This window comes from Pantanalinema rosaneae CENA516 (assembly GCF_050753385.1).
GTDB classification, from domain to species: domain Bacteria; phylum Cyanobacteriota; class Cyanobacteriia; order Leptolyngbyales; family Leptolyngbyaceae; genus Pantanalinema; species Pantanalinema rosaneae.
Map to the genome: position 1 here is coordinate 1 of NZ_JBLZFZ010000098.1, position 15274 is coordinate 15274.

General features: G+C 49.3%; 15 protein-coding genes, 1 tRNA gene and 1 pseudogene. 5 read left to right on the forward strand and 12 right to left on the reverse strand.

Annotation, left to right across the window (positions count from 1 at the left end; genetic code table 11):
* Positions 1-65 precede the first annotated feature (65 nt).
* The 8 genes from gvpF to ACN4EK_RS30730 all read right to left on the reverse strand — a co-directional run bounded on the left by gvpF (position 66) and on the right by ACN4EK_RS30730 (position 5541).
* On the reverse strand, positions 66-809 hold the full coding sequence (gvpF, locus tag ACN4EK_RS30695) for a gas vesicle protein GvpF (protein WP_431662244.1): 744 nt from the start codon (positions 807-809) through the stop codon (positions 66-68).
* A gap of 5 nt (positions 810-814) precedes the next feature.
* Positions 815-1279, reverse strand: coding sequence for a gas vesicle protein K (locus ACN4EK_RS30700; RefSeq protein ID WP_431662245.1), 465 nt, complete (start codon positions 1277-1279; stop codon positions 815-817).
* Between the two features lie 147 nt (positions 1280-1426).
* Positions 1427-1831 (reverse strand): gas vesicle protein, encoded by a 405-nt coding sequence (locus ACN4EK_RS30705; RefSeq protein ID WP_431662246.1) that lies wholly within the window; start codon positions 1829-1831, stop codon positions 1427-1429.
* Complete coding sequence (gene gvpN / locus ACN4EK_RS30710; RefSeq protein ID WP_431662247.1) at positions 1828-3093, reverse strand: gas vesicle protein GvpN; 1266 nt, start codon at positions 3091-3093, stop codon at positions 1828-1830. Before gvpN ends, ACN4EK_RS30705 begins: the two co-directional genes overlap by 4 nt.
* Before the next feature lie 90 nt (positions 3094-3183).
* Complete coding sequence (gene gvpC / locus ACN4EK_RS30715) at positions 3184-4395, reverse strand: gas vesicle protein GvpC (protein ID WP_431662248.1); 1212 nt, start codon at positions 4393-4395, stop codon at positions 3184-3186.
* A gap of 179 nt (positions 4396-4574) precedes the next feature.
* Positions 4575-4793 carry a gas vesicle structural protein GvpA gene (gene gvpA / locus ACN4EK_RS30720; RefSeq protein WP_431662249.1) on the reverse strand — a complete coding sequence of 73 codons (219 nt, stop codon included), beginning with the start codon at positions 4791-4793 and terminating at the stop codon, positions 4575-4577.
* A 330-nt stretch (positions 4794-5123) separates the two neighbouring features.
* Positions 5124-5390: a hypothetical protein gene (locus ACN4EK_RS30725; protein ID WP_431662250.1), complete on the reverse strand. Its 267-nt coding sequence runs from the start codon at positions 5388-5390 to the stop codon at positions 5124-5126.
* Positions 5380-5541 (reverse strand): hypothetical protein, encoded by a 162-nt coding sequence (locus tag ACN4EK_RS30730; RefSeq protein WP_431662251.1) that lies wholly within the window; start codon positions 5539-5541, stop codon positions 5380-5382. Before ACN4EK_RS30730 ends, ACN4EK_RS30725 begins: the two co-directional genes overlap by 11 nt.
* 318 nt (positions 5542-5859) lie before the next feature.
* On the opposite strand from ACN4EK_RS30730, the gene recJ reads away from it, so the two are divergent.
* Together recJ and ACN4EK_RS30740 are read left to right on the forward strand one after the other, a co-directional pair.
* A complete protein-coding gene (recJ, locus tag ACN4EK_RS30735; RefSeq protein WP_431662252.1) occupies positions 5860-7854 on the forward strand; it encodes a single-stranded-DNA-specific exonuclease RecJ in 1995 nt (664 codons plus the stop codon).
* A 75-nt stretch (positions 7855-7929) separates the two neighbouring features.
* Complete coding sequence (locus ACN4EK_RS30740; RefSeq protein WP_431662253.1) at positions 7930-8730, forward strand: alpha/beta hydrolase; 801 nt, start codon at positions 7930-7932, stop codon at positions 8728-8730.
* Positions 8731-8827: 97 nt separating this feature from the next.
* Here the strand turns inward: ACN4EK_RS30740 and psb30 are convergent, their stop codons facing one another.
* Entirely contained in the window at positions 8828-8959 is a 132-nt protein-coding gene (psb30, locus tag ACN4EK_RS30745; protein WP_431662254.1) for a photosystem II reaction center protein Ycf12/Psb30, read from the reverse strand.
* Positions 8960-9102: 143 nt separating this feature from the next.
* Here psb30 and ACN4EK_RS30750 point away from each other — a divergent pair, with 143 nt between their 5' ends.
* Complete coding sequence (locus tag ACN4EK_RS30750; protein ID WP_431662255.1) at positions 9103-9453, forward strand: YkgJ family cysteine cluster protein; 351 nt, start codon at positions 9103-9105, stop codon at positions 9451-9453.
* A gap of 30 nt (positions 9454-9483) precedes the next feature.
* Positions 9484-10863 (forward strand): 1-acyl-sn-glycerol-3-phosphate acyltransferase, encoded by a 1380-nt coding sequence (locus tag ACN4EK_RS30755; RefSeq protein WP_431662256.1) that lies wholly within the window; start codon positions 9484-9486, stop codon positions 10861-10863.
* Positions 10864-10872: 9 nt separating this feature from the next.
* On the opposite strand, the gene ACN4EK_RS30760 is transcribed toward ACN4EK_RS30755, so the two are convergent.
* From ACN4EK_RS30760 to ACN4EK_RS30770, 3 genes are all read right to left on the reverse strand, one after another.
* Complete coding sequence (locus ACN4EK_RS30760; protein ID WP_431662257.1) at positions 10873-12663, reverse strand: hypothetical protein; 1791 nt, start codon at positions 12661-12663, stop codon at positions 10873-10875.
* A gap of 676 nt (positions 12664-13339) precedes the next feature.
* On the reverse strand, positions 13340-14548 hold the full coding sequence (locus ACN4EK_RS30765) for an aminotransferase class V-fold PLP-dependent enzyme (RefSeq protein WP_431662258.1): 1209 nt from the start codon (positions 14546-14548) through the stop codon (positions 13340-13342).
* Between the two features lie 94 nt (positions 14549-14642).
* Positions 14643-14714, reverse strand: a tRNA-Asn gene (locus tag ACN4EK_RS30770).
* A 166-nt stretch (positions 14715-14880) separates the two neighbouring features.
* Between ACN4EK_RS30770 and ACN4EK_RS30775 the strand changes: the two are divergent.
* A pseudogene (locus ACN4EK_RS30775) lies at positions 14881-15274 on the forward strand (hypothetical protein); the annotation flags it as partial.

The window sequence follows — 15274 nt, forward strand, 5'->3', positions numbered from 1 at the left end:
AGATGTGTATAAGAGACAGGAGGTGGGGAGATGGGGAGATGGGGAAGTGAGGTGTTACTTTGATCCTATTCCAGCCGATCGATTTGAGCGAAATTAAATGGAGCCGTGAAGTTGTTGTAGCGGATCTTGAGGCGCTGGTCGAATTGGTGATCCAGGGCTTCCACTTGATGGTTAAAGTCGGGTTCGCTATCCCAGGAAATCAGATACGCGGCGTTATAAATCATCGATTCCATCAGCGTGTCGTTTTCGACTATCTCGCTGGCTAACGGATTCAAGCTTGATCGAAAGGCAGCAATGATCCCCTGTTTCCGAGTTTCCATCGCTTTCTCGATCGCCTGACCGATCTTCACAACCTCATCCATACTGAGATTTTTGCCTTCCAGATCATCCCGTTGCGCTTTCAGAGTCTGGTTTTCATCCATCAAGGCTTGTAGCTCAGCATCCTGCGTCCAAAACACCTTAACCCCAACTTCCCGCTTACCAGCCAATTTTTCAAATAACTGGTGCAGACTGGCTCCATGCGGTTGGGTTAACTGCTGCGTTACCATCGCCCAGTCTTCAATAATTAGCCCAAATTGAAGCGGCAGCAACGTTCTATATCCGGCTGCCATCGCCTGTTCCAGGACCTTTTCATGTCCCAGTAAATTCTTGCGACTGGCAAGATAGCGCTCCTGTTGTGCCTCGGAATACAAAAAGGCAAACCCATCGATCACCTGTAACTGGACGGGTTGTTTGTCCAAGCCTTCCAGGGATAGGTCTTCCGGTCCTGGGAGAGGAAAAATTCCGTATAAGTAAAGTCCGTAACCCATAGAGTTTAGATTGGTTTGGAGGTCAGCACTAATTGCAACTTGGCATGAATCAAATCAATATCTGCCAGCCCTAAATCAACATCACCTTGCACCACCACTCCCGTATTCAGCAGGCGATCGAGCAATTCCAAAATCGTTGGACTGGCAGAGGTCTCCCCAGGATAATAGCCGCCGGATTTGGGTAACAGAGTGCCTACTTCACCTAAATCAATATTTAAGTCTTTAGGATCAATCTCAAAGATGTCGCAGAGCTTGACCACCTGTTCTTCTAATTTTCGCAAACTTTCTGCCGCCCGATCGAGATCGTCATCACTTAACTCGCCTCCTTCCATCCGGCGAATCACCTGCGCTTCCATCAGTTGCCGCACTAATTCAATCACCGTCAACAATAATGGTGCTAACCCCGCCTCTTTACTGGCTTTAGGCGGACTGGGAATGGCGTGAACGGGGAGTTGTTCGGAAGAGGTCACTCGGTTTCAGGGGGAATTTCCTACCTTCATTGTGCGGGATTTCCCAGTGATGGTAGAAGGAAAATGGTCAAAGAGAGATGAAATTGGCGATCTCCCTTTGACCCGGCTCGTTCCTTAACATCACAGCGCACAGCATAGGTGCAAACACTATTTCGCTGTAGACTTCACAGTGGACTGAGGACTAACCGCCTGATCAGCCCCCGCCGGGAGAGAGCGCAGCGATCGCAATTCTGCTTCTAAACCTTCGACTCGTTCTTGTAACTGGCGATTAGCTTCCAGCAAGCTAGCGGTCTGAGCGCTGAAGTGGGGATTGTTTTCCCACCAATTAATCCCAATTTCTCTGGCCTTATCCACAGAAGAGATCAACAGCCGAATTCGGATATTCAGTAACTCCGTATTGGCGACGGAAACCGAAATATCTCCAGCAATCACAATGCCTTTATCCAGCACCCGTTCCAGCACATCTGCCAAGGTGGAACCCTGGGTTGAAGTCGTAATCGCTCTCGCAGAATCCTTAGTAGACTGCGTTAGGGTTGGGGTGGTTACTGTCATGCGTTTGCCCCCTGAACAATTTCCTTAGCAGTCACCACATACAGGCGATCGCGTTGGATCACTTTCCCCTGTTCTCGCAATGCCCGGAGCGTATCAACCGTCTGGACGCGATCGAGCTTCAGAGCTTTTTCAATTTGGGTTAATTTAGCACCGTTAGATTGCTCTAAATACGCCAGAATTTCTTGCTCGTAAGGCATGAGTGACTCAGTAACCGTTGCTTCTGGAGTCGCTTCAGGTTGGGCGACTGGAACGCTCGGTTCTGTCGTTGCCGCATCTGCTTCCAACGCATCTAAGTGTTGAGCAATCTCCTCTGGGTTGGGAGTCGGTACGTCGGCTACAGCCACCACAGGTTCAGCAACTTCGACATCACTGTATCCATGACAGATAAAGTCGTTCAGCAGTTCCCATAGGGCTTTAGTGGCTTGCTCCAGCGGTAATCCGGCGCGGGACAACATCACATCCGAGCAAATATCCCGGAAATCCGCATTCTCTGGGGTAACGAGAATTTGGTGTTCCTGACAGACCTTTGCCAGCATTAAGCAGGAACGTAGACCTGATGACTTTTCGGCACCCGTTTTCGTCCGAAAGGCTTTGACTAATCGAACAATCAAGGCGGCACTGGGGCGATCGATCTCTGTCTTCTGTACCAGAATCTCTTGCTGTGTCAATTCATCCGGCTCCGGCATGTTAATCGTCACCAGCCGATCCATCAGGGCATCCTGCGTCTGATGTACTCCACAATATTCTTCGGGATTGGAGGTTAAAATTGCCCGGAAATGGGGATTGACGCGAATATACTCACTGCGGTTATTACTGGGTGGCAGCACCAATAGCTTCTCTTCCAGCGCCGATAGCAACACATTATTGACTTCAGGACGGGAGCGATTGAATTCGTCATAAACCAGCGTGAAGCCCTCCCGACAGGCTAACGTCAGCCGGGAATCAACCCAGTTTTGCCGCAGTTCATCCTCAACCTTAACGACACTATGAATGTAGTTATCGACTACCTTTTTGCGGGTATAGCCCGATTGATTGCCAATTAAATCAGACGTAGTAAATTCATCATCCCCATACACCAACATAATGGGACGAGCAATTAAGTCAGCCAGATGCAGCGCTAAGGTTGTTTTACCAGTCCCCGCAGGGCCCCGCAAATGTACCGAAAATCCCGATTGCAGATAACGTAACGCCCGCACCACAATCCGTTCGACAGAAGGGGTGCTAACAAATCGGCGGGGGCTGGCTCGAAGTACGGTAGTCACGATTTCACCTCTGAATTAGGGAACGAGTCAGGAATGATGTCAGAAAAAATCAGTGGTTAGTCTCAAGGCAACACCAACCACCGAACCTGGTTATGAGGATACTAAGTCGCCTTGAATGTGATAGACACGATCGCGCTGAGTTACCAAGCCTTTTTTAATCAGCGATCGCAGGGCATCTACGGCTTGAAACCGATTGATTCCTAATGAGGATTCGATCTGGGTCAACCGGGCACCTTGGGAGGTATGTAAAAAGCTATAAACGGCTTTTTCGTAAGCAATCTCGTCTTTAACCGGCGATTTTGCTGCCTTGGTCGCTGGATGCACTCCTCGCTGGGGTTGCGTGACTTTCGTGGGTAAGGTTGCCACGGGGCGAGTCGGCACAACGGTCGATTTCACAGCAGGCTTCGAGCTAGGTTTAGATGCTGCCGGTTTCGCTACAGGCATTGCCGATGGCAGTTTGACTGACGCAGCAACGGGTGGAGCCACCTCAGGCAGTTGGGTAGCCACTTCTTGGCGATCGCCCCATACCTGTTGTTGTAATCCTTGATGAAACTGCCGTAACTCCGTCCGAAAGGCTGCCAACCGATCGAACATGGCTTGCAATTCTTCGGTGCGTTCGGCTCGTTGCTGGCTTAAGGTTTGCGAGAGTTGGTCAGCCCGTTGCTGCCGCAAGCTTGCCATCTCACCCAGGTAATTCTGCACATCCGATCGCAGGGTATCCATAAAATTGGCTAATTCCTGCTGCTGGTGCTGCTGCCTCTGGTGACGTAACTGCCCTCGATCGAGCAAGAAGGCCTGGGTATCCGCTTTGAGATCGGCTAAGTCATCCTGCATTTGCTGACGCAGCGATCGTACCAATGCTTGCAAATTTTGCTGATAGGTCTGTAATTCTTGCGTTAACTGTTGTGCCATCAGCGACCGATCAGCCGCGATCGTTGATAGGAATTGGGCAGTGCGCTGCTGCAACCCCTGGATAAAGACATGCAGTTCCGCCGCCAATTGCTGAGCCTGAACATGCCGATGTTCCGCCATCGCGACCAGAAACGCTTGAGTTTGAGCCTGCAAATTTAAATGGGATTGCTGTAAATCAGCTTGAAATACCTGAAATTCCAGCCGTCGAGCCTGATCTAAATCTGCCAGTTGCGCTCGAAATTGATTCAAGCGTTCCCAGAGTTGGGATGCCTGCTGTTCGCGGTCTTGCTGCATGGTTGTTAACAGGTCAGCAACGGTTTCCTGGCGATCGCTCACCTGCTGTTGGCGCTGCTGTCTCTCTGCTTGCCAGGAGTCCCTCAAAGACTTCATGAAAGGTTCCTCCCACTTCACTGGGAATGATGAACAAGCTAAAAACGCTGGGAGATCTGTTGTTTCGATTCCAGTTAAACGGTTTGCCGTGAAGCATGACAAGCTTTTACAAGCGGGATGTCAGCCCCAGGGGTACAAACCAGCCACTGAAAGTACAGAGTCCCAGCGCGTCCAAATTGCTATGCAGCGGGAACTGCGGCTTGAGTGGTTAAGCCAACAGCTTCGGCATACTTCAAATAGGTTTCCACAGACGCGATCACCACACGGGCTTCGATGGCGAGCAGTTCAATCCCAACCAGGGAGACGCGCACCCAAGCATCAATCACAATGCCTTTGTCCAAAATGCGATCGACGACTTCAGCCAAGCTAGAGGAAGAGTTTACTTTTTCAACAGCCATTGTTCTAAATCCCTTGCAATGAATAACTGGAACTTGGTATGCCTCACCCTGAGAACAATTACCCTCTAGGGATTAGGCTTTACTCTCCTGAGAATAGACATTTGGCTGAAAGAAAAACCCGTCACAAACACTGAATCTAATTTACCCCCCGGTGGGATAAGCAGGGCAATTACGGATCTCTAGCCGGAATTGAATAATGTTATATATAAAATTCACTAAGAAATGTTAAGCTGATCGCGCCAAAGTGATTTTATGGTTGAGATAACCGAGTGATTCAGCGATGCAAGCTCAGTGTAATTACTGATCTCTTACCTGATTGCGATCGCACCGCTAACCCGTTTGCACCCGTTGCTCAAACTCCTGGCGTGTCTGTTCAACAATTTTCAAAGCTTCTTGATAAATCTCTGGATATTGCTGTTGTAGCCATCCCAGTAAGTGAGACAGTTGAGCATTTCTCAGCTCTAAGTCGGTCTGGAAAATTGCTGCCGTTGCCATGTGAGTTGCATACTGGGTCGGATGCCCCTGGGCAATAAACATGGCTGTCAACGCGGCTAGTGCTTGTTGACGGACTGGATCAGAGGTTTGGTCAGGAATCATAGAACGACAGAAACAAAGAATATAATCGCGTCCCCGTACCCTGACTAGAGTTTGGACCACCGCGATTAGGTGGAGTGTAGCCAATGGCGGCATCGATCGGTAGGGTGAAAACAATGAAAGCGATCGCCAAAGCCTTAACAGCAGAGGACATTTGATGCCTACTTCGTACCGAGTACGAATAGAGAGATAGTTTAGATTTCCTTTATCTTTGCACCTTGAGTCGATCGTACCTCGGGCTAATTTCCGATCTGCTCGGTCAAACCATAGAGGTGCAATACGAGGTTTGGCTGATCCCGTAATCAAACCTTGCTTTAGCGGGAATGGCGTATGATTGATCACCCCTGACGAACATCAGTTCTGATAAGAATATGGGTCATGCCTTTTAGGTGGTTAAACAGAATTAATAAACAGAATGGTTGTTTACCGCTTACTGTATTCATTTGTCTACTAAATTCACCTCTGAACCCAAGTGATTAGTGCTGCTCCAACCAAAGTTCCGGCTCAACGTTGGCAGATCGCCACTGCCCAACCTGACTTAGCCCACCAGATTGCCGCCGCCACGGATCTATCGCCCCTGGTCGCTCAAGTGTTAGTTAACCGGGGAATTACGACACCAGACCAGGCACAGATTTTTTTGCATCCCGATACCGAAGAGTTACCTTCACCTTTGGTAGAATTCCCTGACTTACCGTTAAGTTTGGAACTCCTGATCAATGCGATCAATCGCCGATCGCGGATTGCCATTTGTGGTGACTATGATGCCGATGGCATGACCAGTACCGCATTATTGCTCCGGGCATTACGGTTTCTCGGCGGTCAGGTAGACTACGCCATTCCCAGCCGCATGAAGGAAGGCTATGGCATTAATCAACGCATGGTGGAAGAGTTCCATGATGAAGGTGTAGAGGTGATTCTCACCGTAGACAATGGGATTGCGGCTCATGCCCCGATCGCCCGCGCCCGCGAGTTAGGGCTCACCGTGATTGTCACCGATCACCATGATCTACCACCGGAACTGCCCCCAGCCAATGCGATTCTGAATCCAAAATTGATCCCCGAAACTTCCCCCTATCGCGGCATGGCAGGAGTTGGGGTTGCCTATGTTTTGGCGGTTTACCTGGCAAATAGCTTTAATCGACCCGAGTTGAATCAAACGTTATTAGAACTATTCACCTTAGGGACGATCGCGGATCTTGCGCCACTGACGGGAGTCAATCGTCGTTGGGTCAAACAAGGCTTACAACTCCTACCCAACTCCCAGTTAGAAGGAGTGAAAGCGTTGGTTCAGGTATCGGGACTAAGTGGCAGTAAAGATCTCAAACCGGAGGCGATCGGCTTTCGCTTAGGGCCGAGGATTAATGCGGTCGGTCGGATTGCAGATCCGCAAGTGGTGATTGATTTGCTGACAACCGATGATCCCGGTGTGGCACTGGAACGGGCAATGCAGTGTGAACAAATCAATCGCCAGCGGCAACTGTATTGTGAAGAAATTGAACAGGAAGCGATCGCGCTCTCAGAAACCTTTGATGTGCAGGACGATCGGGTGCTGGTGGTGATCAATCCCGGTTGGCATCATGGGGTGATTGGGATTGTCGCCTCCCGTCTGGTAGAGCGGTATGGAGTGCCGGTATTTATTGGCACCAATGAAGACGATGGGCATATTCGTGGTTCGGCACGCGGTATTCCCGAGTTCCATGTGTTTGAAGCCCTGGAGTTTTGTAAAGATCTGCTGGAAAAACATGGCGGTCATAAAGCTGCCGGTGGGTTTTCCCTTAAAGCTGAGAATTTACCAGAACTGCGATCGCGGCTCCGCACCTTTGCCCATCACCATCTAGCACCGGAACTCCTGAAACCCTTAGTGACGATCGATGCCGAAAGTCCATTAGCCAATGCAGATTTCAGCTTGTTTGATCAACTGGATGTCTTGCATCCCTGCGGCATCGACAATCCGGAGCCGATATTTTGGTCAGCCAATGTCCGCGTTTGGGAGCAACGAAAAATTAGCAAAGGGCATTTGAAGCTAAGTGTGAGCCAGGAGGGGGCAGCGGGACAACGGAAGCTATCCGTGGTCGCTTGGCGGTGGGGCGACTACTATCCCTTACCGACTCATCTCGATATTGCCTATCGCTTACGGCTGAATGAGTGGAATGGCTCGGTCGAAATTCAACTAGAACTGGTCGGAGCTAGACCCGCGACCCAGACAGCCGCCAAACCAGACGCAGAAATCCAAACCGAATTTTTGTATCACGATCGCCCCTATCAGGGCAGCCTCCTGGAACTACCGCATGGCAAAGAGTTAAGAATTCGTAATGCCCAAGGACATCTGTTGGCGGTACAACAAGGTCACAAAATGGGCACACTGACCACCAGCACCAACGGTTCTAAGCCAGTAGATGTGTCACAACCTCATTACTATCACCTGATCAAAGCCGCGATCGCGGCATTAGACCAGGTACAGGCGTAGAGGGTCAGGACAATGGGGCGAGAGAGATCTCAACGACTGAAACAGCTACTCTGGGGAGAATTTTCTGCAAAGCGAGTGTTAAAGTCCATCCTATTCATCTATTTAGCCCTGGGCGGTTATGCCTATTTCTTTGCCGACCGGATGATCTTTCAGCCGCAGCCTGCCAGCTATCAGGATCAGCCGGACACCCTGAAACTGACCACCTCGGATGGGGTGCAAATTACGGCACTATATCTGCCCAATCCCAAAGCCACTTATACCATCCTTTACAGTCATGGGAATGCGGAGGACTTAGGCGATAGTCGATCGACGCTGGAAGCGCTGCATAGTACGGGATTTGCCGTTTTATCCTACGATTACCGGGGCTATGGTACCAGTCCGGGTAGTGCCTCGGAACAGACAACCTATCAGGACATTAATGCTGCCTATGAATACTTAACCACGACCTTACACATCCCACCTGACCGCATTATCGTCTACGGGCGATCAGTGGGCAGTGGGCCCAGTGTGGATCTTGCCAGCCGAGTGCCGATCGCAGGCTTAATTCTGGAGAATGCGTTTACCACAACATTTCGAGTGATTACCCGGATACCGATTTTCCCCTTCGATCGATTTGATAATTTGAGTAAGATCGGAAGGGTGAACTGTCCGGTATTAATCATTCATGGGAGTGCCGATCGGGTGATTCCGCTCCATCATGGGCAGACGTTGTATCACCATGCTAACCACCCGAAACAATGGGTTGTGATAGAAGGAGCGGGGCACAATGATCTTATGGCAGTAGCCGGATCGGAGTATGTCCAAATCTTACAAACGTTTATTCAGCAACTTAGACCACCCGCGACTCCCGCCAACCCAAAAAAAAGCCCGACCTAAGCCGGACTTGTTGCTACTCTCTCATACTTGTAAACCTTCTTTGAATACAGCCTATTTCAGGCAACACCAAGGGAGCTACCCCGGAGTGTCGATAAAGCTAGAGGTCTCCACCCCGAGCAGCGAGTAGGAAGATCACGACAGGCCCAGCAATCACAATGGCTGCCAACATCGTTAACTGCGCAATGGCTTCCCAATTAATGCCACCTACAAGACCACTAATAAACTCCATTTCGCCTCCCAAGCTGAGTCAGGTAACCAACCAGTTGAGTTTTTATAACTCTGGTGTAACGATTAATTATCTTATCGGGCGGTGCCTACGATCCTAAGAAAGTTAACAAAACTATAAATCTGTTGTTTTTATGGATAAATCAAATGGCTAATTGGTGTTGTGTTAAACAATGTGGTGCTTGTTGCCACCTGGATCCCAGCGATCGACCGGATCTGGCAGATTATTTAGCGCCAGAAGAGTTAGTGCTATATCTCAGTCTGATTGGCGAGGATGGTTGGTGTATCCATTTTGACCATGCCAATCGGGAGTGCCAGATTTACGCCGATCGGCCCCGCTTCTGCCGCGTGGAAGCTACTACCTTTACAGAGATGTATGGTATCGAACCTGAGGAATTGAACGATTTCGCGATCGACTGCTGCCGGGAACAAATTGAAGGAGTGTACGGCGATCGCAGTTTGGAAATGATTCGGTTTGATCAAGCCGTTGGGTTTTAGTCCGCCCTTGGATTATCAGGAGAACCATCCTTGTCTAGTCCGATCCGTCAAGCACAACCCCCTCTGAAGTTTATCCCACCCACCCTGAATCCGACGATCGTGCGTGGGGTACAGTGGTTACTTCCCCTTTACCTGCGATCGCGAACTGCCCTTCGCCACATTGATACGGAAAATGTCGCAACGCTGGTCGATTTATACCAGCAATTTCAGGCAGGCAAAATCCGCTTGCTCCTGGCATTCCGGCATCCTAGTGCTGATGATCCGCTGTGTCTGGCACATTTACTCTGGAAAGCTGTTCCCAAGGTGGCAAAACGGCAGGGGATTAAGCTCAATCAGCCGATCCATTCTCACTTTATGTACGATCGCGGCATCCCCTTGTGGGCAGGCGAACGGATGGGTTGGTTGTATTCCCAGCTCGGCGGCACTCCTATCCATCGGGGCAAAATTGATTTAATCGGGCTGCGGTCTGCCCGTGATTTATTCGTGAATGGACAGTATCCCCTGGCGGCGGCACCGGAAGGAGCCACGAATGGGCATAGTGAGGTGATTAGTCCCCTGGAACCCGGCATTAGCCAACTGGCGTTTTGGGGAGAGGAAGACATCCGCAAGGCGGGACGCTCAGAGCAAGTGTTAATTCTGCCGATCGGGATCAAGTATCACTACATTTCACCCCCCTGGAGCGCCGTAGAACAGCTATTAACCGGGCTAGAGAGCGATACAGGATTAGCTCCTGCTGACCCCACAACGGCGATCGGGAATGAAACGGAATTATATGAACGGCTCTATCGTCTAGGTGGCCATGTACTGGTAAAAATGGAGGAGTTTTACACGCGCTTCTACCATCAAACTCTACCCAATGCCACTTCCGCGTTACCCACGTCCCATGAGCAGTTAATGACTCGGCTCAATGCCTTGCTGGATGTCGCCCTTCAGGTGGCGGAAGACTACTTTGGCTTACAAAACAAAAAAGGCAGCTTCATCGATCGCTGTCGGCGGTTGGAACAAGCGGGATGGGATTATATTTACCGGGATGACCTGAAGCCGGAGAAGATTTCTTTGCTCGATCGTGGGTTAGCCGATCGGGTGGCAGAGGAAGCTGATTTACGGGTTTGGCACATGCGGATCGTGGAAAGTTTTGTGGCAGTGACCGGAAACTATGTACGAGAAAAACCCAGTGCCGAGCGGTTTGCCGAAACGGCGCTGTTAATGTGGGATATGATTGCCCGGATTAAGGGAGGTAGCCCATTCAATCGCCCCAAGTTAGGTAATCAAGCGGCTGTAGTAACAATTGGTCAACCCCTTTCCGTGTCCGATCGCTGGGAGTCCTACCAGGGAGGACGACGGAATGCCAAACAAGCGGTTGCTGACCTCACACAAGCCCTACAAACAGAACTAGAGAAGTTGATTTAGCGCTCTACGTTACTTTGGTTGATCCTCAGGCACAATAGGCGCGGGTTTACTGCCAGTGTTACGGACATTCATTACCTTACTGAGCAAATCAAACCAGAAGGGTGCCCCCATAGCGATCGCAATGCCACTGAGTAGCCAACCCAGGATAATTTTGAGCGTAGAAAAGGGTTTACTGAGCGGGACTTGCACAACCTGTCGGGGAATCGATGCAGCAACTAACTTCTGTTTGTCCTCTGCCGACAAACATTGCTGAATAAATTGATCCCATACTCCTAATGACTTGGAAAGTGGCAGATTGTCCTTGGATGAAGACAACTTTGGCAAAGATTCAGTAGCCTCAAGTTGAGGTTGTTGGATTGATGAAGTGTCTGTTAATGGCGCGGAAAATAGTTCGGTATCAGCACACTGAAATTGTTGGGTTAAGTTACTCAAGTTCCAACTTAAGGGCAATGTAATATCCTGCAACACACGGTCTGTTTGCTTTTTAATTGCTTCTAGCTCTTGCTGCAAGTTAGTTTGAGTATTGAGCAATTTAGCGGTATTAGGAAGAGTTTCACGAGGTGGCTGAGAGGTTACTGAGGGGCTGGGTCGGACATCTGGGCTGGGAACAATTTGACTGGCGCGTGAGGTGACGATTTGGCGTAAGTTTTCATCGCTAGAGAGCCGACCAAAAATATGAAACATATCGGCGTTAGTCGTAATGGCAATCAAAATCCCTAGTAAAATCGCGACCCCTTTTGCATTCCGTTTATACACACCTGAAGCGCGACTCATAGAGCGATCGAACCAAACAGAAATCTCCTCTCGAAGCTGATTAATATTACTCTCAGTTTGTTTTTTGCGGGTATAGGCGCGGCGGGCTAAGGCGGCAAAGCTCGCTCGGACTGAATCTGGCAGATGATCCAGGTTGGCTTTGATTTTCTGATAGGTGGCGCTATCGCGATCGGCAAAAGCCGCTTGAATTTCTTGATGGACTCGACTGGCAGAATCCAATATCTCTACCATTTCCATCAACGTTGGTTGTAAACCACCGGCTAAAATTGCCCGTTCATTTTTAGTCCCAAATAAGCCCGATTTAAATGAGCGCACTCGATCGGAAAATAAGGGATATAGCGAGGATTCTGTCGTTTCTACAGGCAATGACTTAATGTAAATATCCAGGCTCTCTGATAGACGATCGATACAGGTTAATAAGGTTGCTTCATTATTGTTAAAGTCCTGCACAATATCGGTAAAATCGGCTTCTAATAATTGAAAATTACGATTTTGATTCAGATCCCATAACGCCTGTTCCGCAATTCGGTGAATTCCCTCCAAAATCTTGGTAGCAAATTTCTCTAGGCGTGACTCTACCAACTTTTCGATTAACACTGGCAACCCCAGCGTTTCCATAAATGTAGTGGCAAAGGTATCGGGAGCAATGTAGGACGGCCCACTCCGCCGATCGCCAAAATCACCCTCCTGCCTATGCAAAATTTTTTGATACAAATGAGCTATGCCCCAGGTAATCCGGCGAAATCCGATCGCCAAAAGACCCTTCGCTTCCTGATTAACATTTCTCAGCAAAGGATCATCATAAATCCGTTTTACCAATGCTTGAGTTTGTTGGCTTAACTCATCGGCTTTCTCTGGATCTTGATTGGCATCGGCAAATAAATTTTCAATTGAATCTCTTAAATGTTTAGCTCGCCATTGTAGCAAGGTTGACAATAACTCTTGCAGCTCAGACGCTAACAAACTCAGGATTAAATAAATAAAAACTAAACCGATCGCAATATCTAAAACAAAGGGTAAATTCATAGTGATTGAGGGTTGCAGTCACAATAGCAAGATCGATCAATTCAGATTAATTTGCAACCGCACATTATAATACCGTTACTGGAAACTAGCCGATTTCCTCATCAAACGTAAAATACAAAAATCGCGATCGCCCGAGAGTTACCTCAGATCGATCGCGATATCAGTTTAGGGATAAATGCTAGACACCTAACACGGATTCTACAGCCGCTGGTCTAGCCATCAGTTAGCGGGTCACTAAAGACTTAACGAGATCAGAAAAAGAGGCTGAAAGTTGACTAACATCAGCAATTTTTCGATCGAAAACGGGCATTTCTTGCCAACAGTAAGTACAAAACCAATACACCCCACTATGACGGGCATGACGTAGCAACGTTTCAGAGCAACAAGGGCATGTGTTCATTGTTTGTTAAACCGGAGTTAGAAAAAGCAATTGATCAATTTGATATAGAAAACACGAGGTAATCTACCTACACCTTAAAAGAACCTTCTCCAAGCAACAACGATCGCACCGTGTCTACTCAGTGAAAACCCTTAAGCAGGAACTCACTACAAGTATTATAGAATATATTCTCTCTCAATAAATTATTTGAACGTCTGATGGGTTTGGATTGCCCCGCCACCGTTACTGAGAACTAAAGAAATGTACGGTTGTCTGAAGTTTCATGTCGATTCTTAACTAAAGTAACTCCAGCAATGCCTTGGCTAAGTATTCATACTGGTCAAGATGATTGTAAAGTTGGGCGGAAATCCGCACTTGCCGACTAGAAGGAGTCAACCAGGGAATAATTGGCACTTCAATGTGATACTGCTCCCATAAAGCCGTTTGAAGCACCTGCCAGTCCCCGTCTGGGAGCGGCACTACCGCTAGCGAGCCAATCATGTCATCGGGACAGGGTAGCGGCTGTTCTAGAGCCGTACAGAGGAGTTGACGGGCGGCGATCGCCAGTGCCCGATTATGTGCCATTACCTGTGACCAACCACCGGGTAATAACGACCCCAACCAGCGAATCGCTTCCGGCACACAGAGGTAAGGGGTAGGATCATCCGTCCCCATCCAATCAAACTCCAGCCGAAACCGACTGCGATCGCAGCGGGGAGAATTCGCACCATGACTAATTGTGAGCGGACGAATCTGAGACTGGCGATCGGGCTGGACATATAAGAACGCCGCCCCTTTAGGCGCACACAGCCACTTATGGCAGTTCCCTGTGTAGTAGGTTGCCCCCAGCGCTTGTAGATTTAATGGCAGCATCCCCGGCGCATGGGCACCATCTACCAGAGTTTCGATCCCGCGATCGCGCAATTCCTGCACCAATTGAGCGATCGGAAAGACTAACCCTGTTTGACTGGTGACATGATCCAATAACGCCAGTCGAGTTCTGGGAGACACTTGCTCCAGTACGGCGGTCACCACTTGCTCGGAGGTCGCGCTCGGGAACGATACATTTGCCACCACAACCTGTAAACCAGCCCGTTCAGCCACATAATCCAGAGCATTGCGACAGGCATTATATTCATGGTTAGTTGTCAGTAGTTGATCTCCGGGCTGAAACTGGAGCGATCGCAGCACCGCATTAATTCCCGTAGTGGCATTCGGAATAAACGCTAAATCGTTGGGATTTGCCCCCACAAAGACCGCTAACTCCCTCCGAGCCGTATCCAGCAGGGTTTCAATCTCCCGTCCCAAAAACTGCAAAGGTTGACGTTCCATCCGTTCCCGCCATTGCTGTTGGGCGGTCAGCACAGGGAATGGACAGGCTCCGAACGAACCATGATTGAGAAAAGTAATCGCCGGGTCGATCGCCCAAAATTGTTGACAGCCAGTCGGGGAATTACCAGGCATCACTGGGGAGCGATCGCCAGCCATGGATCGAGAATCCGTCATTGTTCACCAGCCATCCTTTTCAGTCAGCCTAACAGTAACTGACGATTAGCCAGCAACGAGATGGTTGAAAGCAAACAGGTGATCAAAAATTAAACTCCCCAGGCAGGATTCGAACCTGCGACCAATCGGTTAACAGCCGACCGCTCTACCACTGAGCTACTGAGGAACGCAGCGAGTCTTATATTAGCGATAACTTCTCTAGTTTGGCAAGCCCTTTTTAAAATTAAATTTTAATTTTGTCTAAAAGTAGGCACTTACCGTACCTGATGGCATGATGAGGAGTTAGAAAAGAGCTAGTAATAATTCCTGACTTTGCCTGCCATTCTGTCAACATGCTGTATCGATCGCTCACAATTACCAGTTTTCTTCTAGCCACTGGCTTGCTGTGGTCTATGCCACCTGGATTGGCTCGTTCCGCCATCTCGCAAGCTAGTCAGTCCGCTCCAGCGCCATCGGCTGAACCCCCATTGTTGCCAAACACTCCAACCTTGGAAAGTTCACCGACGAATGTGATTGTGCCGATCGCTCCCGGCAGAACGAGCGAGCAACCGAATGGCGCTCCCAGTCAAACAACGGTTCCTAGCCGCCCTGTCAACAACACGGCTCCAGCAACCCCGGCTGTCAACAATAGTGGCACTCCCCCGGCACCATCTGCCCCTGGCTTTCCGCAGCCCAGCGATCTACCATCGCCACCGGCAGCCTTACCACTGTCTCTTATACACATCT